This is a genomic window from Pandoraea terrigena (assembly GCF_902459705.1).
In the GTDB taxonomy this organism is placed as follows: Bacteria; Pseudomonadota; Gammaproteobacteria; order Burkholderiales; family Burkholderiaceae; genus Pandoraea; species Pandoraea terrigena.
On record NZ_CABPRU010000016.1, the window covers coordinates 1 to 22,961 of the forward strand.

The 22,961-nt window shown below is 63.6% G+C and carries 21 protein-coding genes and 1 pseudogene; 3 read left to right on the forward strand and 19 right to left on the reverse strand.

Annotated elements, in window-relative coordinates:
* Window positions 1-95: pseudogene (locus tag PTE31013_RS22665) on the reverse strand (electron transfer flavoprotein subunit beta/FixA family protein); the annotation flags it as partial.
* A 369-nt stretch (window positions 96-464) separates the two neighbouring features.
* On the opposite strand from PTE31013_RS22665, the gene PTE31013_RS22670 reads away from it, so the two are divergent.
* Together PTE31013_RS22670 and PTE31013_RS22675 are read left to right on the forward strand one after the other, a co-directional pair.
* Window positions 465-1,370, forward strand: a complete 906-nt coding sequence (locus PTE31013_RS22670; protein ID WP_174978685.1) for an alpha/beta hydrolase — start codon at window positions 465-467, stop codon at window positions 1,368-1,370.
* Between the two features lie 126 nt (window positions 1,371-1,496).
* A complete protein-coding gene (locus tag PTE31013_RS22675; protein ID WP_150614909.1) occupies window positions 1,497-2,276 on the forward strand; it encodes a ferredoxin--NADP reductase in 780 nt (259 codons plus the stop codon).
* A 79-nt stretch (window positions 2,277-2,355) separates the two neighbouring features.
* On the opposite strand, the gene PTE31013_RS22680 is transcribed toward PTE31013_RS22675, so the two are convergent.
* Together PTE31013_RS22680 and PTE31013_RS22685 are read right to left on the reverse strand one after the other, a co-directional pair.
* Window positions 2,356-3,180, reverse strand: a complete 825-nt coding sequence (locus PTE31013_RS22680; protein ID WP_150614910.1) for an enoyl-CoA hydratase — start codon at window positions 3,178-3,180, stop codon at window positions 2,356-2,358.
* A gap of 59 nt (window positions 3,181-3,239) precedes the next feature.
* A complete protein-coding gene (locus tag PTE31013_RS22685) occupies window positions 3,240-4,163 on the reverse strand; it encodes a histone deacetylase family protein (protein ID WP_150614911.1) in 924 nt (307 codons plus the stop codon).
* Window positions 4,164-4,592: 429 nt separating this feature from the next.
* On the opposite strand from PTE31013_RS22685, the gene mltB reads away from it, so the two are divergent.
* Window positions 4,593-5,822, forward strand: coding sequence for a lytic murein transglycosylase B (gene mltB, locus PTE31013_RS22690; RefSeq protein ID WP_246174845.1), 1,230 nt, complete (start codon window positions 4,593-4,595; stop codon window positions 5,820-5,822).
* A 104-nt stretch (window positions 5,823-5,926) separates the two neighbouring features.
* Here mltB and cysM read toward each other — a convergent pair whose 3' ends face one another.
* The 16 genes from cysM to PTE31013_RS22770 form a co-directional block, all read right to left on the reverse strand.
* A complete protein-coding gene (gene cysM, locus PTE31013_RS22695; RefSeq protein ID WP_150614912.1) occupies window positions 5,927-6,829 on the reverse strand; it encodes a cysteine synthase CysM in 903 nt (300 codons plus the stop codon).
* A 115-nt stretch (window positions 6,830-6,944) separates the two neighbouring features.
* Entirely contained in the window at window positions 6,945-7,616 is a 672-nt protein-coding gene (locus PTE31013_RS22700; RefSeq protein ID WP_150614913.1) for a ComEA family DNA-binding protein, read from the reverse strand.
* Between the two features lie 176 nt (window positions 7,617-7,792).
* On the reverse strand, window positions 7,793-8,797 hold the full coding sequence (rfaD, locus tag PTE31013_RS22705; RefSeq protein WP_150614914.1) for an ADP-glyceromanno-heptose 6-epimerase: 1,005 nt from the start codon (window positions 8,795-8,797) through the stop codon (window positions 7,793-7,795).
* Between the two features lies 1 nt (window position 8,798).
* Window positions 8,799-9,782: a D-glycero-beta-D-manno-heptose-7-phosphate kinase gene (gene rfaE1, locus PTE31013_RS22710; protein WP_150614915.1), complete on the reverse strand. Its 984-nt coding sequence runs from the start codon at window positions 9,780-9,782 to the stop codon at window positions 8,799-8,801.
* A 17-nt stretch (window positions 9,783-9,799) separates the two neighbouring features.
* Entirely contained in the window at window positions 9,800-11,173 is a 1,374-nt protein-coding gene (locus PTE31013_RS22715) for a UDP-glucose dehydrogenase family protein (RefSeq protein ID WP_150614916.1), read from the reverse strand.
* Window positions 11,174-11,194: 21 nt separating this feature from the next.
* Window positions 11,195-12,370: a lipopolysaccharide assembly protein LapB gene (lapB, locus tag PTE31013_RS22720; protein WP_150614917.1), complete on the reverse strand. Its 1,176-nt coding sequence runs from the start codon at window positions 12,368-12,370 to the stop codon at window positions 11,195-11,197.
* 62 nt (window positions 12,371-12,432) lie between these two features.
* Window positions 12,433-12,726, reverse strand: coding sequence for a LapA family protein (locus PTE31013_RS22725; protein WP_150552065.1), 294 nt, complete (start codon window positions 12,724-12,726; stop codon window positions 12,433-12,435).
* 239 nt (window positions 12,727-12,965) lie between these two features.
* On the reverse strand, window positions 12,966-13,259 hold the full coding sequence (locus PTE31013_RS22730) for an integration host factor subunit beta (RefSeq protein ID WP_017232087.1): 294 nt from the start codon (window positions 13,257-13,259) through the stop codon (window positions 12,966-12,968).
* A gap of 12 nt (window positions 13,260-13,271) precedes the next feature.
* Window positions 13,272-14,975 (reverse strand): 30S ribosomal protein S1, encoded by a 1,704-nt coding sequence (rpsA, locus tag PTE31013_RS22735; protein WP_150614918.1) that lies wholly within the window; start codon window positions 14,973-14,975, stop codon window positions 13,272-13,274.
* 113 nt (window positions 14,976-15,088) lie between these two features.
* Complete coding sequence (cmk, locus tag PTE31013_RS22740; RefSeq protein WP_150614919.1) at window positions 15,089-15,784, reverse strand: (d)CMP kinase; 696 nt, start codon at window positions 15,782-15,784, stop codon at window positions 15,089-15,091.
* A 522-nt stretch (window positions 15,785-16,306) separates the two neighbouring features.
* Window positions 16,307-17,644, reverse strand: a complete 1,338-nt coding sequence (locus PTE31013_RS22745) for a sigma-54-dependent transcriptional regulator (protein WP_217426259.1) — start codon at window positions 17,642-17,644, stop codon at window positions 16,307-16,309.
* A complete protein-coding gene (locus PTE31013_RS22750) occupies window positions 17,644-19,539 on the reverse strand; it encodes a sensor histidine kinase (protein WP_150614921.1) in 1,896 nt (631 codons plus the stop codon). Before PTE31013_RS22750 ends, PTE31013_RS22745 begins: the two co-directional genes overlap by 1 nt.
* Before the next feature lie 126 nt (window positions 19,540-19,665).
* On the reverse strand, window positions 19,666-20,373 hold the full coding sequence (locus PTE31013_RS22755; RefSeq protein ID WP_246174846.1) for an ABC transporter ATP-binding protein: 708 nt from the start codon (window positions 20,371-20,373) through the stop codon (window positions 19,666-19,668).
* A complete protein-coding gene (locus PTE31013_RS22760; RefSeq protein ID WP_150614922.1) occupies window positions 20,370-21,077 on the reverse strand; it encodes an ABC transporter ATP-binding protein in 708 nt (235 codons plus the stop codon). Before PTE31013_RS22760 ends, PTE31013_RS22755 begins: the two co-directional genes overlap by 4 nt.
* The gene (locus PTE31013_RS22765) at window positions 21,067-22,023 is read right to left on the reverse strand and encodes a branched-chain amino acid ABC transporter permease (protein WP_246174848.1); all 957 of its coding nucleotides are present in this window, start codon (window positions 22,021-22,023) and stop codon (window positions 21,067-21,069) included. Before PTE31013_RS22765 ends, PTE31013_RS22760 begins: the two co-directional genes overlap by 11 nt.
* The gene (locus tag PTE31013_RS22770) at window positions 22,016-22,897 is read right to left on the reverse strand and encodes a branched-chain amino acid ABC transporter permease (RefSeq protein ID WP_150614923.1); all 882 of its coding nucleotides are present in this window, start codon (window positions 22,895-22,897) and stop codon (window positions 22,016-22,018) included. The genes PTE31013_RS22765 and PTE31013_RS22770 overlap by 8 nt, the downstream gene beginning before the upstream one ends.
* Window positions 22,898-22,961: the final 64 nt, after the last annotated feature.

Below are 22,961 nucleotides of genomic sequence, written 5' to 3' on the forward strand. Positions count from 1 at the left end.
TTCACGTTCGCAATATCGACGCCACTGCCGTCGCTCTTCACGCGAACCTTTACGTTGTAATCCACTACCCGTTTGACCGGTACCAGGATCTTCATGAACTCGCTCCAAAGTTACGTTAACGTCAATCCACTGTCATTATAACCACACAGCGAACGACGCATTTATTGCCAATTTGCCGCATTTTGAGGCATCAACTCGTCATGTCCCGCGGATTTGACGCCCATGCGCGATTCTTCAGATAGCTGTGCCGGAACGCGGCTGGCGCGCGCTTTCACGCAGCCACCCAGCCCCGAACGATCGTGCTATTTTTATGTAAAACGCGACGTGCGGCCAGCCCCCGTGTGGTGCATTTCCTCTAGAGAAATCACCCCGCCGCCCGGGCGCCTATGATCGAATGGCGCACCCCACATTCGCTGTGCCATCGCACGCGCGACGGCCACCCGGCCAACGCGCCAGGAGGAGACATGACTATGTATGCCGAATCGCGTCTGCAAGCCAGCGACGGCCTTTCCCTTCACGTCCATTGCTGGTTGCCCGATACCGGCGGAGAACGATCACGCGCAGTGGTAGCCATCGTCCACGGGATGGGCGAGCATGGCGGGCGTTATGCGCGGCTGGCCGAACATTTCGCCACGCACGGCCTGGCCACCGTCAGCTACGACCTTCGCGGGCACGGTCGCTCGGGCGGTGCGCGCATCTTCGTGAAGCATTTCGACGAGTACCTCGACGACACCGAAATCTTCCTCACCCACGTGCGAGCGCAGTTCGGCCCGACGCCGCTGTTCCTGCTCGGCCACAGCATGGGGGGCACTATCGCGGCGCTGTACACCATTACCCGGGCACCGGCGAGCGTGCGCGCACTGATGCTGAGCAGCCCCGCGCTCGCGCCAGGAGAGCCCGTTGCGCCATGGATGTTGAAGGTCGGGCGCTGGGTGTCGCGGTGGCTTCCCAAGGTGCCCGTCTTCAAGCTCGATCCGGCGATGATCGCGCGCGACAAGGCCGTGGTAGCCGCAGCGAAGCAGGATCCGCTCAACACCTATCGCGGCACGCCGGCGCGCACCGCCGCCGAGCTGCTCGACGCGATGGCGCGCATTCACGCCAATGCCGACGCGCTGCATCTGCCCCTTTACATCTTCCATGGCACGGCCGACCGGCTCACCGCCCCGTGGGCAAGCGAGCAATTCCACAGCAACGCCGGCTCGCTGGACAAGACACTGCGCCTCTACCCCGGACACTTTCACGAAACGCTCAACGATTTCGGCCGCGAGAAGGTCATCGACGAACTGACGCAATGGCTGTTGCAACACCTGCCCGCGCCGCCATCGGCACAGCCGACCCAAGCCGCATTTGGCACGCACGACAGCGCCTGAGCGCCTGGGCACTCGCGCCCGCTTCCAGCCAAACACCCGGAACCCTGTATGCGAACAGGGTCTCGCCACGCGCGCCGTCGCTGCGCGCTACACTGAACACGTGTGGAACCGCGAGGAGCCTCAGGCATGCAAGCGCAGACGAAATACTCGCCGCAAACGGTCACCGGCATGCATTTCTGGACGCCGACGATCTTCAGTATCAAGACCACCCGACCGCCCGGCTTGCAATTTACGGCGGGACAGTTCGTGCGGGTCGGACTTCCCGAGGACGACAGCGAAGGGGCCGAGATGATCTGGCGACCATTTTCGTTGGTGAATTCCCCCGCCGAAGATACCTTGGAATTCTACGCAATCACGATTCCCGAAGGGAAGCTCACGCCGCGCCTGGCGCAGCTCAAGGTCGGTGACACGCTGTTCGTGGATCACACCGCCTACGGCTTCCTGACGCTCGACCGATTCACCGGCGGCGAGGATCTCTGGCTGCTTGCCACTGGCACGGGCCTGGCGCCCTTCATGTCGATCCTGCGCGACCCGGCGGTATGGCATCGCTTCAAACGGCTCTTCGTCGTGCACAGCGTGCGCTGGGAGCACGACCTCGCTTATTACGACGAATTGAAGCACTTCTCGCACCCCGACGTCGATCCGTCACTGGTCGAGAAACTTCACTTCGCCGTGAGCGTGACGCGTGAGCAAACACCCGGCGCCCTGCATGGACGTCTGACGTCGCTGCTGGCATCGGGAGAACTGGAGAAAGCGATGGGGGCGACGCTTGACCCGAGCACGTCGCGCATCATGGTTTGCGGCAATCCAGACATGATCAAGGCGTCGCGCGCCTGGTTCACCGACAAGGGCTACGCCGTAAGCCGCACGGCAATGCCCGGACCGCTCGTGTTGGAAAAGCAGTGATCATGCGTAAAAAGTGCGGGAGCATCGGGAGCGCTGTTCGACGTCCCTTACCCGTCGCGGGCTTCGGGCGTCGCCGCTGTCAGTCGGACGGCTTCGCCCAGTCGGGGGCGCGCTTCTCGATGAACGCTTGCACACCTTCGAGGGCACATTCGTCCATCATGTTGCAGGCCATCGTCTGCCCCGCCATCTGGTAGGCGGCCTCAATGCCGGTCTCGACCTGACGGTAGAACAACTGCTTGCCCGCCGCCACCGCCGCTGCGGGCTTGGCCAGGATCGAGCCGCATAGCGCCGCCACTTCCGCGTCGAGGCGCTCCATCGCCACCACGCGATTGACGAGACCGCGCTCGCGGGCCGTCTGTGCGTCGATGAAATCGCCCGTGAGCAGCATCTCCATCGCCTGCTTGCGTGTGAGATTGCGAGAGAGTGCCACGCCCGGCGTTGCACAGAAGAGGCCGACGTTGATGCCGGAGACAGCGAAGCGCGCCGCCGACGTCGCCACCGCGAGATCACACATCGCGACCAACTGACACCCCGCCGCCGTTGCAAGGCCGTGCACGCGAGCAATGACCGGCTGCGGCATGCGCTGCATCGTCAGCATCACGCGCGTGCATTGATTGAACAGCGCACGGTAGCCGTCGAGCGACGGATCGGCTCGCATTTCCTTGAGATCGTGTCCGGCACAGAACGCCGGGCCGGCGGCGCCCAGCACGACCACGCGCGCGTCGGCATCGCGGGCGGTGTCGTCGAGCGCGCCTTGCAGCGCGTCGAGCATCGCTGTCGAGAGGGCGTTGAAATGCCGCGGGCGATTCAGTGTCAGCGTGACCACACCGGCCAGTTTGCCCTCGCCTCGCGTGACGAGGACCAGCGGCTCAGGCGTTGCGGTCGTCGCGTCGGATGCCGTCATGGTCGTCTCCCGTACCGCGTCGGTCCGCGCGGCATCGCATAGTCATCCAGCGTGGAATATCAAACGTCGGCGAGCACCTTCAGATGCGCCACGACACTGCGGCCGAGGGCCGAAAGGTTGTAGCCGCCTTCCAGGCAGCTCACGATACGTCCATTCGCATGACGATCCGCCACCGCTTTCACGCGCTCGGTGATCCACGCAAAGTCCGCCTCGGTCAGGCCAAGATTGCCGAGATCGTCTTCGCGGTGTGCGTCGAAGCCCGCCGAGAAGAAGATCATTTCCGGACGGAACGCGTCGAGCTGGCTCAGCCAGCCGTAGTCGATCGCCTCACGCACCTGCATGCCCGGGGTACGCGCGGCGAGCGGGATGTTGAGCATGTTGGGGGCCGGATCGACCGCGCCGGAAAACGGGTAGAACGGATGCTGGAAAATACCGCACATCAGCACGCGTTCATCGTTGCCGAAGGCGGCTTCCGTGCCATTGCCGTGATGCACGTCGAAGTCGACGATCGCCACCCGCGAGAGCCCATGCACTTCAAGCGCATGCGCGGCGGCAATCGCCACGTTGTTGAACAGACAGAAGCCCATGGCGCGCGTGGGCGTGGCGTGATGGCCCGGCGGACGCACGCTGCAAAAGGCGTTGTCGAGTTCGCCGCGAAGCACGGCATCGGTCGCCGCGATCGCCGCACCGGCCGCACGCGTGGCTGCGCGCCACGAATACGGATTGAGCAGCGTATCGGGATCGATCGGGAAGTAGCCCGACTCGGGGATGTTGTCGCGAATGAAGTCGATGTGATCCTGCGTGTGCACGAGCCGCAGGCTGGCCTCGTCGGCCGCCGGGGCTTCACGGCGCTCGAGCAGGCCATCGATGCGCCCGGCGATCAATTGGTCCTCGATGGCACGCAGCCGTTCGGGACATTCCGGATGCCACTCGCCCATTTCGTGACGGATGCAATCGGGGTGCGTATAAAACCCGGTAGCCATTCGTTGTGTCGCCTATCGCGTCGAATCGTTATAGTGGGTCGGGCGGGGGATGCCCGCCGCGCCGTGCGCCTCGCACCCGGTAGCGGCCGGGCGGAGTGCGTGGCATGCGGTGCCGCACTGCACTGGCACACGCGTGCCGATGGCCGGCATCCCCCATGAGTCCTGTCTCGGACAGTGCTCAGGCCTTAAGGTATCACAGGTGCACTCGGTTATACTGCCAAGCAGTCTCCCAGCAGACCCGTGTCAGCCGGCAAGTGCCGATCCCCCGAAATTCGGGACGGCAGCGACCGGCATGAATGGTTGACGCGCCAGACAGCCGCACGCATCGGAACACGCCGATGCGCACGGCCGACGCATCAACGCGACTAACGCGACGGCGGCCCAAGTGGCTGTGTTGCCTACGGACTTCATACAGGCCTGACAGACAGCATGACATTACCGGTACGGATGTACGATTCGCTCCCGACGGCGCACACGCGCCCGACCTATCGACCGGACACTGACCGCCTTCGCGCGGCTGCCTTGCGCAAACGTGCCGCCCCCCCCTTCCTTTCGCGACTGTCGCGGCTCGCCTATACGTTCGGCGTTGTGCTGTGCGCCGGCTCGTTCGCGCTGACCTGTGCTGGCGCGCACGCGCAAGCACGTGCCAAAACGGTCGCGCAGGCGGAGTTCGAGGAAGAGGTCGTGCCGCAACGCTATGCGGCGAATCCCGACGTCGACGCGTTCATCAACGACGTCGTGGCGCGCGACGGATTCGATCGCGCCGAGCTGCAGCGAGTCTTCTCTCGCGTGGTGTTCTCGCAGACAGCCGCGCGCCTGGCCGCACCGCCCGCCACGCCCGGCCAGAAGAACTGGGCACGGTACGAGCGGAATTTTCTCGACAACACGCGCATCAACGGTGGCGTACGTTTCTGGAACCAGAACGCCGCAGCCCTATCGCGCGCCGCGAAGCAGTATGGCGTGCCCGAAGAGATCATCGTCGCCATCATCGGTGTCGAGACCATCTACGGGCGTCACATGGGCAACTTCCGCACCATCGATGCGCTCACCACGCTGGCGTTCGACTATCCGCCCGCCCGCAACCGGTCGGAGCGCATGGCGCTGTTTCGCAATGAGCTGGAGAACCTGTTGCTCTACGCACGCGAGCGCGGTGTCGATCCGTTCTCCATTTATGGCTCTTATGCGGGCGCCATCGGCATTCCGCAGTTCATGCCGTCCTCGATCCGCAACTACGCGGTCGACTACACCGGCGATGGCAAGATCAACCTGACGAACGACGTGGCCGACGCCATCGGCAGCGTCGCCAACTTCCTCACGCTGCACGGCTGGCAGGCAAAACAACCGATCGTCTGGAATATCGCCGGGGATCGCGGCAGCCAGGGGCTGGCCGAAGCCGGCGCCGACGGGCAACCCGAGCCGCATTGGAAGCTCGGCGACTTCATCAAGGCCGGCATGCTGATGAACGAGCCGCGGCTCGACGTGGGGGCATCACTCGACACGCCGGTGCTCATCGTCGATCTGCCCACGCCGGGACAGGCGACCCAATACCGCATGGGCCTGACCAACTTCTATGTGCTCACACGCTACAACCGCAGCTTTTTCTACGCAATGACGGTGTACGACCTGGCCGACGCGATCAAGGCCGCACGCGCGCCGTGACGCGGGAGACCGCGCGGCGCTCGCCATGAACAACGGGACCCGCTGGGTCCCGTTGTTCATGGTACGTCCCGTCACCGGCGCGGCACCGAGGGCACCGCTGCGCGTCACGCCGGGAACACCCCGGTCGACAAGTAGCGATCACCGCGATCGCACACGACGAACACGATGGTGGCGTTCTCGACTTCACGCGCCAGATTCAACGCGATATGGCAGGCACCTGCGGCCGAGACGCCGCAGAAGATACCCTCTTCCGCCGCAAGACGGCGCGCCATGATTTCCGCTTCCGCCTGCGTCACGGAGATCGTGCGATCCACACGCGCGCGGTCGAAAATCTTCGGCAAATAGGCTTCCGGCCACTTCCGGATACCCGGGATGCGCGACCCTTCGGCCGGCTCGGCACCGATGATCTGTACTGCTTCGTTCTGCTCTTTCAGATACTGCGACACGCCCATGATTGTGCCCGTCGTGCCCATCGCCGAAACAAAGTGCGTGATGCGACCTTCGGTATCGCGCCAGATCTCCGGGCCGGTGCCTTCGTAGTGCGCGAGCGGGTTGTCCGGGTTGGCGAACTGGTCGAGGATGGTGCCGCGTCCATCGCGCTGCATCTGCTCGGCGAGGTCGCGGGCGTACTCCATGCCGCCCTTGACCGGCGTGAGGATGATCTCGGCCCCATAGGCGCCCATGCTCTGACGGCGCTCGATGGAGAGGTCCTCCGGCATGACGAGGACCATCTTGTAGCCGCGAATGGCCGCGGCCATCGCCAGGGCGATGCCGGTGTTGCCCGAGGTGGCTTCAATGAGCGTATCGCCCGGCTTGATGCGACCCCGCAGTTCCGCGTGCTTGATCATCGACAACGCCGGACGATCTTTCACCGATCCCGCCGGATTGTTGCCCTCGAGCTTGCCGAGAATCACGTTGTTGCGGCGACGAATTTCGTCGTCCGGCAAACGCATCAGTTGTACCAGCGGCGTATTGCCGATGGTGTCTTCGATAGTCTTATAGGCCATTGCGCTAAGCTTTTTCGGTCGGGAATCAAAACATTCTAATCCACCGGCCATGACTGCGCTCACGGTGGGGGGTCGGCCGGGCATCGCAATGGCCAATGCCCGACCCCACCCGACGTCAGAGCTTCGGGGCGCTGGCCGCCGCCGGGGCCTTGGCCTTCCTGGATTTGGACGGCTTTGCCGGAACTGCCTCGGGTGCCGACGGCGCCGCGCCAGCCTTGCCCGCCTTGCCCGCCTTGCCCGCCTTGGCATCCTTGGCATCCTTGGCATCCTTCGACTGCTTCGACCGCTTCGACCGCTTCGACTTGGCCGCCTTCGCGTCCGGTGCACCTGCGGAGGATGCCGCCGCGGGGGCCGGTGTCGCCGGCTTGGCCGACATGGCGGTGGCTCCGACCTCAGCCGGCTTCATCGTCGAGGCCGCGGCAGGCGGCGGCGTGGGTGCCTTTTGCGTAGCCGCCGACGGTACGGGCGCCACCGGTTTCATCGGCTTGGGCGCCGCCGGTGACGCAGGGGCGGCAACGCCGCCTTGCCCGTTGATCGTCATGCCTGCGGATTCCAGTGTGGAGACAGACTTGGCGCCCAATCCCTTGACACGTTTGGCAACGTCCGCCGCATCCTTATAAGGGCCGTGGGCGTTACGCTCCTCGATGATGGCTTTGGATTTGACCGGCCCGATGCCCTTGAGCGATTCGAGCTGCGCCTGGTCGGCGGTATTGATGTCGACGGCGGCCATGGCCAGACCGCACAGGGCAAAAAAGGCAACAACCGCCAGCAAAAACTTGCGAAGCATGATGTGTTCCTTATGAAGTCACTCGGACAAGTATCGAGGATGACGTGGATACCCTCGATACCCCCGATTATTCCTTAACGTCCAGGAACGTCTACGGATGACATCATCTGCACTGGGCCCAAAACAGAACGGGGAGCCGTCTGGCTCCCCGTCGGTCTGGCGCTGCGTATCGCCATTTACTGCGCGAGCAGCCAGCGCACGTATCGCGAGACGCCCTCACCCACCGTGTAAAAAGGCTGCTGATAGCCACCCGATTGGCGGAGATGGTCGATGTTTGCCTGCGTAAAGCATTGGTACTTGCCGCGCAGGGCGTCCGGGAACGGGATGTACTCGACGAGTCCCTGCTTGACCAGTTCGTCGAGCGTCAGCGACGGCTCACCCGCTTCAGCGCGAAGCGTGTTGATCACGGCAACGGCGATATCGTTGAACGGCTGCGCACGGCCCGTGCCCAGGTTGAAGATGCCGCTTCGCTCCGGATGATCGAAAAAGTGCAGGTTCACCTTCACTACGTCTTCCACGGACACAAAGTCGCGGCTCTGCGTTCCGGCAGCGTAGCCGTTGTATTCACCGAAGAGCTTCACACGCCCATTGGCCCGGAACTCGTTGAAGTTGTGGAACGCGACCGAGGCCATGCGGCCCTTGTGCGCTTCACGCGGGCCATAGACGTTGAAGTAGCGGAAACCGGCCACCTGACTTGGGAGCTTGCCACCGGCTTCGCGCATCGCCCGGCGCACGATCTGGTCGAACAGAAACTTCGAGTAACCGTAGACGTTCAGCGGCTTCTCGAATTCACGCGTCTCCACGAAGGTTTCCGACGCACCGTAGGTCGCCGCGGACGAGGCATAGAGGAACGGCACGGTCTGCGCCTGGCACGCTTCGAACAACGCGCGCGTGTAGCGGAAGTTGTTCTCCATCATGTAGCGGCCGTCGGTCTCCATGGTGTCGGAGCAGGCGCCTTCGTGGAAAATCGCGCGCACACGGCCGAACTCACGGCGCTGGAAGCGCGCGACGAAATCGGTCTTGTCCAGGTAATCGCTGATCTCGCAATCGACCAAATTGCGGAATTTGTCGGCGCGCGTGAGATTGTCGACCGCCACGATGTCGGTCTCGCCGCGCTCGTTGAGGGCTTTGACGAGGTTGGCACCGATGAAGCCTGCGGCACCGGTCACGATGATGGTCATGTCAGTTCGGAAAGAGTTCGGTGTAGTCGACGGTCGCCGTGCCCAGCTTGCCCACGACGATGCTGCCCGCACGATTGGCGAGCACAACGGCCTGCGCGAGCGGCAGACCGGCGGAAAGCGATGCGGCGAGCGTGGCAATCACGGTGTCGCCCGCGCCCGAAACATCATAGACTTCGCGCGCCTGTGCCGGCACGTGCAGTGCGCCGCCCGCGGTGAAGAGGGTCATGCCTTCTTCCGAGCGCGTGAGCAGCAGCGCCTCGATACTGAGCGACTCGCGCAGGTTCTGCGCGCGGGCCGTCAGGTCGTCTTCCGAGCGCCATTCGCCAACGACCTGCTGCAATTCAGAGCGGTTCGGCGTCAGGATCGTGGCACCACGATAGCGCGCATAGTCGCTACCCTTCGGGTCGACGAGCACCATTTTCCCTGCGGCCCGTGCGGCGTCGATCATCGGCTGCACGTGCGTCAAGCCACCCTTGGCGTAATCGGACAGCAGCACGACGTCGTAGCTGTCGAGCAGTTGACGATACTGATCGAGCACCGCCAGCAGCACTTCCCGCGCCGGCTGATTCTCGAAATCGATGCGCAGCAATTGCTGCTGGCGCGACACGATGCGCAGCTTGATCGTCGTCGCCAGATCGGCGTCGCGCGTCACGAAGGCCGTCACACCGCTCTCGTCGAGCAGGTCGGCCACCCGTTCGCCCGGTTCGTCTTCACCGAGCACGCAAAGCAGGCCCGCCTGCGCCCCCAGCGAGGCGGCGTTGAGTGCCACGTTCGCCGCACCGCCCAGCCGCTCCTCGTTGCGCTTGACGTGTACCACCGGCACCGGCGCTTCCGGGGAAATGCGATTGACGTCGCCGAACCAGTAGCGATCGAGCATCACGTCACCGACGATGAGCACGCGCGCGCGGCTGAACGCCGCGCGGGGCACGGTGGGCACGCCGGGCGCCTGCACGGTGCGCGTGAGCGAAGTTGCCGTCAAAGTCATTCGTCGCTCCTCGTGACTCAGGCCGGCTCGTGCAGCCCGCGGCCGATGCCGTGGTACTCGATGCCCAATTCCTGCATGGCGACCGGATCGTACAGATTCCGACCGTCGAAGATCAGCGGCAGCGAGAGCGCTGCCTTCACGCGGGTGAAGTCCGGGCTGCGGAATGCCTTCCATTCCGTGACGATGACGAGCGCGTCGGCGCCCGTCAGCGTGTCGTTCTGCGTCGCACAGAATTCGATACGGGCGTGCGCCTGGGCATCGTCTGCGAAATCGAGGGCCACCACGCGGCGCGCCTCGTCCAGCGCCACCGGATCATAAGCGCGCACACGGGCGCCACGACGCACCAGCTCGGCGATGACGCGGCGGCTCGGGGCCTCGCGCATATCGTCCGTATTCGGCTTGAACGCCAGCCCCCACAGGGCAAACGTCTTGTCCGACAGATCGTCGCCGAGGCGGCTCACGATCTTGTCGATCAGCACCGCCTTCTGCGTTTCGTTGACGGCTTCCACGGCGCTGAGAATCTGCAACGGAAGACCATAGTCCTCCGCCGTGCGCACGAGTGCCTGCACGTCCTTCGGGAAGCATGAGCCGCCGTAGCCGCAGCCGGCATACAGGAAGTGGTAGCCGATACGCGGATCCGAACCGATGCCCTTGCGCACGTCTTCGATATCCACGCCGACGCGATCGGCCAGATTGGCCATCTCGTTCATGAACGAGATGCGCGTGGCGAGCATGGCGTTGGCCGCGTATTTGGTGAATTCCGCCGAACGCACGTCCATGTACAGGGTGCGCTCGTGATTGCGGTTGAACGGCGAATACAGACGCTTCATCATGGCCCGCGCCTCTTGGCCATTGGCGTCGTCGTCCACACCGATCACGATGCGATCCGGACGCATGAAATCGTCCACGGCCGCCCCTTCCTTCAGGAACTCGGGGTTCGACACGACGGAAAACGGCACCGCCTCGCCACGCTTGGCAAGCTCGTCGGCCACTGCGGCACGTACCTTGTCGGCCGTGCCGACCGGCACCGTCGATTTGTCGACGATCACCTTGAAGCGCTTGGCATAGCGGCCAATGTTGCGTGCCGCGGCCACGACATACTGGAGGTCGGCCGAGCCGTCTTCGTCGGGGGGCGTACCCACCGCGATGAACTGAACGTCGCCATGGGCGACCGACGCCTCGACATCCGTCGAGAATTGCAGGCGACCGGCAGCGCGGTTGCGTGCGATGACTTCCTGCAGGCCGGGTTCGTGGATTGGCACGCCGCCGTTGTTCAGGATGTCGATTTTGCGCGGATCGACGTCGAGGCAGAATACGTCGTTGCCGACGTCCGCCAGGCAAGCCCCAGTGACGAGGCCGACGTATCCGGAACCGATGATTGTGACTTTCATGATTGCGCGAACTTAGAGAAATTAGGAGGCCGCCGGCACGTCGACACGTCGCGGCGTATAAGTCTCCCAGCCGTTACAGCCGGGGCATTGCCAATAGAACAATCGCGCGCGGAAGCCGCACTGGTCGCAGACGTACCGGGGCAACGACTTGGTACGCTGCGTGATGAGCCTGCCCATGAGTTGCAGATCCGTCTGCGTGTCGCCCTGCGCCGTGGCAGCGTGGGCTTCGAGCAGACGCACCATGCCCGGCGCGCTCGGCGCGCGTTGCATTTGGTCGCGCATGAGCTTGAGTGCCGCTTCCGGCCCCTCGAGGGAGACTGTCTTCTCGTAGACGATCTCCAGCAGATCGTCCGACGGATTCTTGCGCAGCGCATCACTCAGCACGGCGAGGCCTTCCGGCGCCCGGCCCAATGCCTCGTAGGCTCGCATCAGACGCTTGGCCGCCAGGCCGAGGTACACCGGATTTTGCTGCTCGATGGTGCGAAGCACGCGCAGCGCGCCTTCGGCGTCGCCCGCCGCAAGCAGCATGTCGCCGCGCAGCAGCGGGGCGCGTACATTGGCGGGATTGACCTTGAGCGCAGCATCCAGCGCTTGCGTGACCGCGTCGACGTCCTTGCGTTGCAGCGCTTCCTGCGCCAGTTCGCAGTGAAACTGCGCGATCTCCTTGCGGTACGACACCGCGGGGTCGAGATCGCTCAACATCTCAGCCTCGGTCAGCGCCTTGTGCCATTCCTTCTCGATCTGGTAGATCGTGAGCTTCGCATGCTGCGCCGCCTTGGCATAAGCCCCCGTGTGCAGTCGGCCGAACGCCTCTTCAGCTCGGTCCAACAGACCCGCCTTGAGAAAATCGTGGCCGAGCTCGTAGAGCGCGTGCTCATGATCAGCTTGCGGCAGGTCGTCACGCGAGAGCAGGTTCTGATGCACGCGAATGGCGCGCTCCGTCTCGCCGCGACGACGAAACAGACTACCCAGCGCGAAGTGCAGCTCGGTGGTCTCGGGGTCGAGCTTGGCGACCTCGATGAAGGCGTCGATCGCCTTGTCGGGCTGCTCGTTGAGCAAGAAGTTCAGACCGCGAAAATAGGACGCCGGCAGATTGCGGCTCTCGGAGAGCAGGCTGCGCAGATCCAGGCGCGCGGCCACCCAGCCGCAGCCGAAAATCACGGGGATGGCCAATAGCCACCAGACCTCGAATTCCATGAATGCGTGTTGTCGTTGAAACAGTCGATGAGAATGGCGAGCGTCGCGCTGGGTCGCCTGACTTAGACCGGCGGCAGCATCGGTGGCTGATCGCCCGCCTCGGGGTCACGTTGCGCACGGGCCAGATCGCGTCGCGCACGGCGCAGCTCCAGACGCTGGCGCATCAGGCTTGGCAGCGTGGCGAGCACGCCGATGACGCCACCGACGACGAAGAATGCCAGGCCGATCATGATGAGCGGTGCCGTCCACGTATGCCCCAGGAACAGGTTCAACGTGACCTCGCCCGTGTTAGCGAGCGCGAGGCACAGCAACACCACAAACACGATAAGACGAACGATCCAAACAATCAGCTTCATGCCGAAAGGCTCCTGCGGCAGGGTTGCCGTATGTTTTGCAACGTGTACGGCCCCGAGCCTTCGGCGCCGATGCCGCCAACGCACCGGGCCGGCGCGTGGCCGTATTGTACCGGATGTGTTCTATCAAGCGTCGCGAGCGCCGCATGCTTCACATTTGTGTCGACGGGCACGCCCGGGCGCGCCAGATGCAAAAAAAGCGCCCGAAGGCGCTTTTCTTGCGTAGTAGATCCCAAAGGGCCTTATTGGTCCGACGCCTTGTGATCAACCCGCTCTCGCAGCTCCTTGCCGGGCTTGAAGTGCGGCACGAATTTCTCCGGCACCATCACTTTCTCACCCGACTTCGGATTGCGGCCGACACGCGGTGGCCGACGGTTGAGCCCGAAGCTACCGAAACCGCGGATCTCGATTCGATGACCACGCGCAAGCGCGTCGGCCATCGCATCCAGAATGGTCTTCACCGCGAAATCGGCATCCTTGAGCACCAACTGGGGAAACCGCGCCGCCAACTGGTTGACCAATTCAGACTTGGTCATAGGCCTTGGACCTTACTGATTCTGGCTGTCCAGCTTGGCCTTGAGCAGGGCACCCAGGTTCGTGGTGCCGCTCGCTGCCGAGCTATCCGACGACATCTTGCTCATCGCTTCTTGCTGTTCAGCCGAATCCTTGGCCTTGATCGACAGGTTGATGTTGCGCGACTTGCGATCGATGTTGACGATCATCGCATTGACGGCTTCACCTTCCTTGAGCACGTTACGGGCATCTTCCACACGGTCGTGCGAGATTTCCGAAGCGCGCAGGTAACCCTCGACGTCTTCGCCCAGCAACACGACGGCACCCTTCGGGTCAACGGCCTTGATGGTGCCGTCAACGATCGAGCCCTTGTCGTGGATGGCCACGAAGGTGTTGAACGGATCGCCTTCGAGCTGCTTGATACCCAGCGAGATGCGTTCCTTCTCGACGTCGATACCCAGGACCACGGCTTCGACTTCGTCGCCCTTCTTGTACTTGCGCACGGCGTCTTCGCCGGTTTCGCTCCACGACAGGTCCGACAGGTGGACCAGGCCATCGATGCCGCCCGGCAGACCAATGAACACGCCGAAGTCGGTGATCGACTTGATGCCGCCCTTGATCTTGTCGCCCTTCTTGAAGTTGCGCGAGAAGTCATCCCACGGGTTCGGCTTGCACTGCTTCATGCCGAGGCTGATACGACGACGATCTTCGTCGATCTCGAGCACCATGACTTCGACTTCGTCGCCCAGCTGGACAACCTTGGTCGGCGCAACGTTCTTGTTGGTCCAGTCCATTTCCGACACGTGAACCAGGCCTTCGATGCCCGATTCCACTTCGACGAACGCGCCGTAGTCGGTGATGTTGGTGACCTTGCCGAACAGGCGGGTGCCTTGCGGGTAACGGCGAGCGATGCCTTCCCACGGATCTTCGCCGAGTTGCTTGACGCCCAGCGAGACGCGGCCCTTCTCTTGATCGAACTTGAGGATCTTGGCGGTGACTTCCTGGCCAACCGACAGCACTTCGCTCGGGTGACGCACACGACGCCATGCGATGTCGGTGATGTGCAGCAGGCCATCGATACCGCCGAGGTCGACGAATGCGCCGTAGTCGGTGATGTTCTTGACCACGCCCTTGACGATCGCGCCTTCCTTGAGCGTCTCGAGCAGCTTGGCGCGCTCTTCACCCTGGGTGGCTTCGATCACGGCACGACGCGAGAGCACAACGTTGTTGCGCTTGCGATCGAGCTTGATCACGCGGAATTCGAGGGTCTTGCCTTCGTACGGGGTCGTGTCCTTGACCGGACGCGTGTCCACCAGCGAACCCGGCAGGAACGCGCGGATGCCATTGACCATCACGGTCAGGCCGCCCTTGACCTTGCCGGTGATCGTGCCGGTGACGAGTTCGCCCGATTCGAGGGCCTTTTCCAGTTGCAGCCACGAGGCCAGACGCTTGGCCTTGTCGCGCGACAGCACGGTGTCGCCGTAGCCGTTTTCCAGGGCGTCGATCGCCACGGAAACAAAATCGCCGGCCTGAACTTCGACCTCGCCCTGATCATTCAGGAATTCTTCGATGGGGATGTACGCTTCGGACTTGAGCCCGGCGTTGACGACCACGAAGTTGTGGTCAACCCGAACGACTTCTGCGCTGATGACTTCACCAGCACGCATGTCTTGACGGGAGAGCGACTCTTCGAAGAGCGCCGCGAATGATTCGTTAGTCGAGGTTTGCAGGTCGGACATAAATGTGGATTACGCCGCTGACGTCCGTCTCCCAAAGGGGGGGTGACGATACCGCACAACGGTTGGGTTAAAGGTTGACAAAGCCACGACGGGTGACTGCATGAAACACCCGGTCAGGCGCCTTGCGGATACTGCACTTGCGCGAACCATTCGAGCACCTGGGCCACCGCCTGATCGACGTTGAGGCCCGACGTGTCGAGTACCCGCGCACCCTCTGCTGGCCGTAGCGGTGCTTCGGCACGGGTACGATCCCGTGCATCGCGCGCCTCAAGATCCAGCATCAGACTGTCTATGTTAGCAGAAAATCCTTTTTCTATCAATTGCTTATACCGCCTCTCGGCGCGGGCCTGCGGCGTGGCCGTCAAAAACACCTTCAGTTCGGCCTCCGGGAAGATCACCGTCCCCATGTCGCGACCGTCCGCAACGAGGCCTGGCGCGGTCTTGAACGCCCGCTGGAGCGCCATGAGGGCCTGGCGAACCGCCTTGTGCACGGCAACGCTGGATGCCCGGTTGCCGATCGCTTCTGCCCGGATCGCGTCGGTGACGTCCTCTCCGGCCAGCCAGATGCGCTGATCCCTGAAACGCACATCGAGCGTCTCGGCGAGCACGGCCAGCGCCCCGACGTCGTCCGGGTCGATCCCGTGACGAGCGCTCGCCAGCGCCGTGAGCCGGTACAGCGCCCCGCTGTCGAGATAGTGAAAGCCCAGCGCATCGGCCACACGGTGTGCCACCGTCCCTTTGCCAGATGCGGTCGGGCCATCCACCGTAATGACCGGAATCGAGTCGTCCACCATCGTGAAATCAGGCATCCCTTCGTCTCTGTGTGTTCAAACCATCAAAAAATGAAATCTTGCGCACAAATGGTAATGATTACCATTTGAAAGCAGGCGCTATCGGCAGCGTCCGGCCGTTCGACGGCCATGCGAAGCCGAGATTATCCGATTATCCCTTAGGCAGTCCGAAGGGGGCCGCTGCCCGAACGGCACGTCAACACACCACATCGTTCGCCGCAATGCATGGCGTTCGCGTTCGCGAACGCCATGCATCACGGTAGGTGATGGGGGGGCCGGGCGACCGGGCTGCGGCGATCACTAGGGGCGATGATGCGAATACGCCGCTACGCGTCGTCCTGCTGTCGAACTGAATGGGGTGGTGGCGGCAACGGTTGACCGCACGCGTCGGCCTGGCCGGCGGACGCGACCTCGTGCAACGCTCACGTCACCAGTATAGCCGTCGCGCCTGGCTGGCGACTGAGGACCTGCCTTAATGCTGCCATGCGCCCACGCCGGCCAACGGCCCGCCCCCGGGTCCGATTGCTCGCCGGCGCCCGTTCATTTGAAATCGTCGGACGCGATACCGAGGCGCCGCATCTTGTCGTACAAGGTCTTTCGGGGCACACCCAGCTTTTCGCAGGCGAGCGAAGCACGCCCGGAGGACGCCCGTAATGCCTCCTCGATGAGACGCCGCTCGAACAGGTTCATCTGCGCTTCAAGCGTGCATGGGGTCCCCTCGGGGCCGTCGTCCGGATCTCCGGTTCCGAGTCCGAGCGTATAGCGTTCGGCGACGTTGCACAGTTCGCGCACGTTACCGGGCCACGGGCGCGCCATCAGCCGATTCAGACGCTCGGCGCCGATCTCCGGCACCGGACGCCCGTACGCCGCCGCCGCCCGAAGCACGAAGTGCTCGAACAGTTGGGGAATATCCTCGCGACGCTCCCTTAGCGAGGGGATTTCGAGCACGATCACGCCGAGCCGGTAGTAAAGATCGTCGCGAAACCGCTGCTGGCGTGCGAGGTCGAGCAGGTCCGCCTTCGTCGCGGCGATGATCCGGCAATGCATCGGCAGCAGTTCGTTCGAGCCAATCCGCTCGAACTGGCGCTCCTGAAGCACACGCAGGAACTTCCCCTGAAGCGCCATCTGCATCGTCTCGATCTCGTCGAGGAAGAGCGTCCCGGCCTGCGCATACTCAAGCTTGCCGATGCGACGTTTCAACGCCCCTGTGAACGAGCCAGCCTCATGGCCGAACACTTCGCTCTCGAACAGCGATTCGGGAAGGCCCGCGCAGTTCAGCGCCGCAAAAGGCTTGTCGCGGCGCGGGCCGAAGTCGTGCAGGCAGCGCGCAACGAGTTCCTTGCCGGTGCCGGTCTCGCCGAACACCAACACGTTCGCATCGGTATTGGCAAGTTCGAGGATCAGCTTGCGCAAACGCTCGACGGGTCGCGAGTGCCCGAGGATTCGCGCATCGATACGCTCGCGGCTCTCGAGCTGCCTGCGCACCGCCGTCAGCTCGAGCGTCAGCCGCCGTTGCTCGAGCGCACGTCGCGCAAGCTCGACGATCCGCTCTGACGCGAACGGCTTTTCAACGAAGTCGTAGGCGCCGAGGCGCATGGCCTGCACCGCCATCGCGATGTCGCCGTGGCCGGTGACGAGTATGACCGGCATTGACGCACTCATCGCCTTCACGCGTTTGAGTAGTTCGAGCCCGTCCATACCGGGCAGACGCACATCGCTGACGACGATGCCCGGGAAATCGCCATCGATGTGTTCGAGCGCATCCTCGGCACCCCCAAACGCGTCGACCTCGATGTCGGCGAGCTGCAACGCCTGGACGGTACCAAGTCTCACGGCGGCGTCGTCCTCGACGAGCAGCACGCGCAAGCTGTCTGGGATCACGGGTTGCCCTCCCTGTAGGTACGTAGATAAATACTGAACTCGGCGCCGCCCTCCGACCGGTCGGCGGCCCTCAGCGAACCACTGAACTCGCGCACGATGCCGTCGGAGATCGCCAGGCCCAGACCCAGACCCGTGCCCTGCTCCTTCGTCGTGAAAAACGGTTCGAAGAGCCGCGCGCGCACAGACTCGGAAAGCCCCGTGCCGGTATCGCACACGCGAATTACGGTCGTATCGCTATCGGTCTCGACCGTCACGACGAGTCGGCGCACCGTGGCATCGGCCATGGCGTCGAGCGCATTCGCCAACAGGTTCACGAGCACCTGTTCGAGCCGATTCGCGTCGGCGAGCACGCGCGCGCTCGCCAATTGCGGATCGAAGGTGAGTTCGACGCTTTCCTTGCGCAGCCGCTGCCCGACCAAAAACAACGCGTTATTGATGGCCTCTGCGGCAACGACCGGCTGCAGTTGCGTCGGCGCCTTGCGGGCAAAACGTTTCAGTTGCGACGTGATCCGGCCCATTCGCTCAGTCAACTCGCCGATCATCCGCAGATTGGACTCGGCGTGACTCGTCCGGCCTCGTTCGAGGAACGTCAGCGCGTTGTCCGACAGTGTGCGCAACGCCGCAAGCGGCTGATTCAGCTCGTGCGTGACGCCTGCCGCCATCTGGCCGAGCGCGGCCATCTTGCCCGCCTGTACCAGTTCCTCGAATGCGGCCTTGAGTTGCGCTTCGGTTTCTCTGTGCATCGCAACCTCATGCTCCAGATTGCGGTTCGCGCGGCTCAGCGCCGCCGTGCGGCGCGCGACCTTGCGCTCAAGCTCCTCGTTCAACTGCTGCAGTGCCTCGCGCAGCGCGAGCCGTTGCGCGACAATGCGCCGCCGCTGCCACACGGTCAACGCCAGCACGGCGACGAACGCGAGTCCGAGCGCGGCGGATTGCGCCAATGAGCGCGCCACGGCTCTCGCGGGCGCGAGATTCGACAACACCACAATATGCCAGTCGGTGCCCGACACCGGACGGGAAACGACCAGGAACTCGGTCGGAAACGGGTGTGGCGTCGGCAGGCTGGCGGCGAGCGGATTGCCGCGCGCCACCGACTCGATCCACACGTTCGGTGCGAGCGTGCGCTCGATGGTGACGCCGGCCGGCATGAGTGCGCCGGGCGCATCGTACTGATGTGTGCGAACGATCTCGGCGTGTGCGGCCGCCGACAGTGGGCGCAGCGTCCGGTATTTGAGCCCCGGCACCGACGACAGCATGATCACGCCATGCGAATCGACGGCGAACACAGGCTCGGCGCCCTGCCGCCAGACGGATTCGATCCGGTCGAGATTGACCTTGAGCGTCACGACACCGAGCACATGGTGCGCGTCGTCATCGATCCGTTCGGCAAGAAAATAGCCGGCCTCCTTGCTCACGGTGCCCAGCCCGTAGAAACGGCCGTGGCCGTCGCGCATTGCACCGATAAAGTACGGGCGAAACGAGAAGTTCGACCCGACGAACGTCTTCGGCAGGTTCCAGTTGCTCGACGCGAGCGTGTTGCCTTGTTTGTCCATCACGTAGAACGCGCTGGAGCCCGCGTCGGCGTTGACGGTCTGCAGATAAGCGTTTACCCGCGCGACCACGTCGCGATCGGTCGGATGGCGCAACATCGAAAGCACGTCGGTATTCAAGCTCGCGAGCGACGGCAGATAGCTGTAGTGTCGAACCTCGCTCGTGAGCGCGTTCTCGTAACCGTCGAGCCGGTGTGCTGCGGTTTCGCGCAGCGTGCTGATCTCCACCCGCTCCGCATAACGATAGGCCGCCCACGCCCCCACCACCATCAGCACGACGAACGCGAGCACAAGCGCGAGCAGTACGCGCGTGCGACGCGACGTGGCACGCAAGAACTTCACGACCGACACCCCGCCAGCCCGCGACCCGAGGGTTCCCGAACGACTATTGCCCACCGCCCCATGGCACCATCTCCTCCGAAGCCATCATTCTAACGGCGCGGATCGCTGCGGCCGCCGGGACGAGCCTTATAGCCCGAAGTATGTCTCGCGCACGGCGTCGCTCGCTTCGAGCTCCGCGCGCGAACCCGATACGCGCACCTTGCCGTGATCGAGCAGATAGCCGCGATCGGCGAGATCGAGAAACGCGATATTCTGCTCGGCGATCAGCAACGAGGTTCCGTCGCCAATGGCGGTCCGCAGCGCGTCGATCACGTGCTTGACGAACACCGGCGCGAGACCGGAGGACGGCTCGTCCATCAGCAGCAGGCGCGGCTCGGCAATGAGCACCTTCGCGATGCCGAGCATCTTGCGTTGACCGCCAGACAGGCTCGCCGCAGCGGCACGCCGCTTCGCCGCCAGCGCGGGAAACAGCGCAAACAATACTTCCTTGCGCTGGCGAATTCTCGCTTCGGGCATGAAATAGCCGCCGAGTGCGATGTTCTCGTCGATCGACAGCGTCGGAAATACGCCGAGCTCCGACATGAACGCGATGCCGCGCCGAATGCGCTGGTCGGGCCGCAGCGTGTCAATGCGCTCGCCGTCGAGCGTGATGCGCCCGCCCGTGCATGGCAACAGCCCGATCAGCGTGCGCAGCAGCGTTGTCTTGCCCGCGCTGTTCGCGCCGAGCAACAGCACGGTCTGTCCCGGCTCGACCCGCATATCGACGCCCCAAAGCACCTGCATGTCGCCATAGCCGGCCTCCACGCCTTCGATTTCCAGGGATGCCGTCATCATGCCGCTCCAATGAACGCCGCGATCACCTCGGGGTCGCGCGCAGCCGACGCAAGCGGTCCCTCGAACAGCATGCGCCCGGCGCCGAGCACGATCACGCGTTCGGTGATGCGGTTGAGAAAATCGAGCAAGTGCTCGACCACGATCATCGCAATGCCCCGTGTCGACAGTCGCTGCAACAGCTCGGCGATCACGCCCAATTCGGCGGGGTTGAGCCCCGCGCCAATCTCGTCGACGAGCAGCAGCTTCGGCCGCGTGGCAAGCGCCCGTCCGAGATCGAGGAGCTTCTGCTGATTCACGGTCAGCGATCCCGCCATACGCGATGCCACGCTGGCAAGACCGATGTCATCGAGAATCGGCTCGATCTCGCGCGGGTCCAGACGCACGCTGCGCGCCGCGACTTCGACGTTCTCGCGCACCGTCATGTCGCGAAACACCTTCGGCACCTGGAACGTGCGATTGACGCCGAGGTGCACACGCTTGTACATCGGTAAGCGGTTAATCGTGTGCCCGAGGAAATCGATCGTACCCTCGTCCGCCTGCAGCAATCCTGAGATCACGTTGATGGTCGTCGTCTTGCCGGATCCGTTCGGGCCGACAAGGCCAACGATCTCGCCGGGTACCACAGCAAAGTTCACATCGTTGAGCACGACCTGGGCGCCGAAGCGCTTGTGGACGCCAACCAGTTGCAACAATTCAGAAGACATGGATACCCCGACGTTGCAGCAGCGACAGGAGGCCACCCGGCAGAAACAGCACGAGCAGCACAATGAGACCGCCATAGATGAACTGGAAGTACTGCGGCGTCGAGATGCCGATCGCCGCATACAGGACGTAGAGCACGGCCGCGCCGACGATTGGCCCGATGACCGTGCCGACACCGCCGAACAGCGCGAACACAATGGCGAACACCGAGAACTGCAACGTGAACACCGCGTCCGGATAGAACACCGAGATACCCCATGCGTAAGTGCCGCCCGCGAGTCCGGCGATCAGCGCCGAAACCAGCCATGCGACCAGACGCGCCTGCACGACGTTGACGCCCGCCATCGCTGCGCTCACCGGATCCTGCTTGACGGCGCGTAACGCCATGCCGAAGCCCGATGTCCGGAAGTACGCCGCAAGCGCACACGCGATGAGCAGCACGCCAAGCATGCAGGCGTAGCTCGCGTCCGGATTGTAGACTTGCTCGATCTTGAGCCCGTAGGGGCCGCCGGTGATGTCGGACAGGTTCGGGTTCGACACGACGAAGTAGATGATTTGCGATGCGGCCAGATTCGCTATCGAGAAGTACGCGCCCGAGAGGCGCAGCAGCGGCCCAAGCACCAGTCCGAGCAGTGCGGCCGCGAGGCCACCCCCGGCGACGCACACGAGTACGGGCAAGTGCGTATGCATGACGAGCAGCGACGTTGCATAGGCACCGCTGCCGAAAAATCCTACATAGCCGAATGGCAAATAGCCAGTGAAGCCGTACAGCAGGTTGAGTCCCTGTGCCAGCACGATAAACGTCATGATCGTGAACAGCAGCGACTGGTTGCCATACAGATGAGGGGCCACGAGGAAGATCGCGGCAACGACGGCGAGCAAGATGGCCGGTGCCCGCAAGCGCCGCGGCGCCGCCAGTCCGGTAGCGTTCAGAGTGGGATCAAGCAAGACGCACCGCCTTTCCGAGCAAGCCCGAGGGACGAATGAGCACAATGATCAACAGCAGTACATACGGCACTACGTTCGACCACGACGAATAATAGGTTTGCATCAGCATCGTGCCGAGGCCGAACACGAGCCCGCCGGCGATCGTGCCGAGCGGATTGCCGAGCGAACCGATGACCACGATCGCGAAAGCGGTCGTGGTGAGGTTGTCGCCCAGATCGGGCGACACCGAGCCGAGAAGATACGGCACGAACACGCCCGCAATACCCGCGAGCGCGAGGCCTGCGACGAACGCGATCGTCGACACGCGGCGCACGTCGATACCGGTGGCAACGGCCTCGTCGCGATTGGCCATCACCGCACGGGTCGCGTAACCGAACCGAGTGCGCGAGAAGTACAGCCACAGCACGACCAGCGCCGCCACGCTGATGCCGGCGGCCCACCACCAGCTATCGGGAAACTGCTGGCCAAACACGCCCAGACTGCCACTGCCGAGGGCATCGTCGGGCAGCGAGCGTTGGTCGGCGCCGAACAGCAGCACCGTCAACGCCTCGAGCATCTGGCCAATGCCGAAGAACAGGATGAACGACAGCATTTCCGGGTCGTCGCTGCGCTGCAGTCGCGGCACGACGGCCCGATACATGGGCCATCCGATGATCGTTGCCCCGGCCACCGAAACCGGAATCGCCCATAAGGGATTCAGGCCGAAATGATGCGAGACCAACCATGCGGCATAGCTGCCCAGCACGATGAACTGCCCGTGGGCGAGATTGATGATTCGCATCACGCCGAACACGAGGTTGAGTCCCAGGCCGACCAGCGCGAAGAAAATACCGTACAGAATGCCGCCCACGACGGCATAAGCAAGAAGTTCCACGTTCGTCCCTTCGCAAGCGAGGATGTCGTCGCCGGCGCCATCAGACGGCGCCGGCCGGTTCCTG

Coding starts and splice junctions, on each gene's coding strand:
- PTE31013_RS22670 (WP_174978685.1), top strand. CDS start 465: ATGACTATGTATGCCGAATCGCGTCTGCAAGCCAGCGACGGCCTTTCC.
- PTE31013_RS22675 (WP_150614909.1), top strand. CDS start 1,497: ATGCAAGCGCAGACGAAATACTCGCCGCAAACGGTCACCGGCATGCAT.
- PTE31013_RS22680 (WP_150614910.1), bottom strand. CDS start 3,180: ATGACGGCATCCGACGCGACGACCGCAACGCCTGAGCCGCTGGTCCTC.
- PTE31013_RS22685 (WP_150614911.1), bottom strand. CDS start 4,163: ATGGCTACCGGGTTTTATACGCACCCCGATTGCATCCGTCACGAAATG.
- mltB (WP_246174845.1), top strand. CDS start 4,593: ATGACATTACCGGTACGGATGTACGATTCGCTCCCGACGGCGCACACG.
- cysM (WP_150614912.1), bottom strand. CDS start 6,829: ATGGCCTATAAGACTATCGAAGACACCATCGGCAATACGCCGCTGGTA.
- PTE31013_RS22700 (WP_150614913.1), bottom strand. CDS start 7,616: ATGCTTCGCAAGTTTTTGCTGGCGGTTGTTGCCTTTTTTGCCCTGTGC.
- rfaD (WP_150614914.1), bottom strand. CDS start 8,797: ATGACCATCATCGTGACCGGTGCCGCAGGCTTCATCGGTGCCAACCTC.
- rfaE1 (WP_150614915.1), bottom strand. CDS start 9,782: ATGACTTTGACGGCAACTTCGCTCACGCGCACCGTGCAGGCGCCCGGC.
- PTE31013_RS22715 (WP_150614916.1), bottom strand. CDS start 11,173: ATGAAAGTCACAATCATCGGTTCCGGATACGTCGGCCTCGTCACTGGG.
- lapB (WP_150614917.1), bottom strand. CDS start 12,370: ATGGAATTCGAGGTCTGGTGGCTATTGGCCATCCCCGTGATTTTCGGC.
- PTE31013_RS22725 (WP_150552065.1), bottom strand. CDS start 12,726: ATGAAGCTGATTGTTTGGATCGTTCGTCTTATCGTGTTTGTGGTGTTG.
- PTE31013_RS22730 (WP_017232087.1), bottom strand. CDS start 13,259: ATGACCAAGTCTGAATTGGTCAACCAGTTGGCGGCGCGGTTTCCCCAG.
- rpsA (WP_150614918.1), bottom strand. CDS start 14,975: ATGTCCGACCTGCAAACCTCGACTAACGAATCATTCGCGGCGCTCTTC.
- cmk (WP_150614919.1), bottom strand. CDS start 15,784: ATGCCTGATTTCACGATGGTGGACGACTCGATTCCGGTCATTACGGTG.
- PTE31013_RS22755 (WP_246174846.1), bottom strand. CDS start 20,373: ATGATGACGGCATCCCTGGAAATCGAAGGCGTGGAGGCCGGCTATGGC.
- PTE31013_RS22760 (WP_150614922.1), bottom strand. CDS start 21,077: ATGTCTTCTGAATTGTTGCAACTGGTTGGCGTCCACAAGCGCTTCGGC.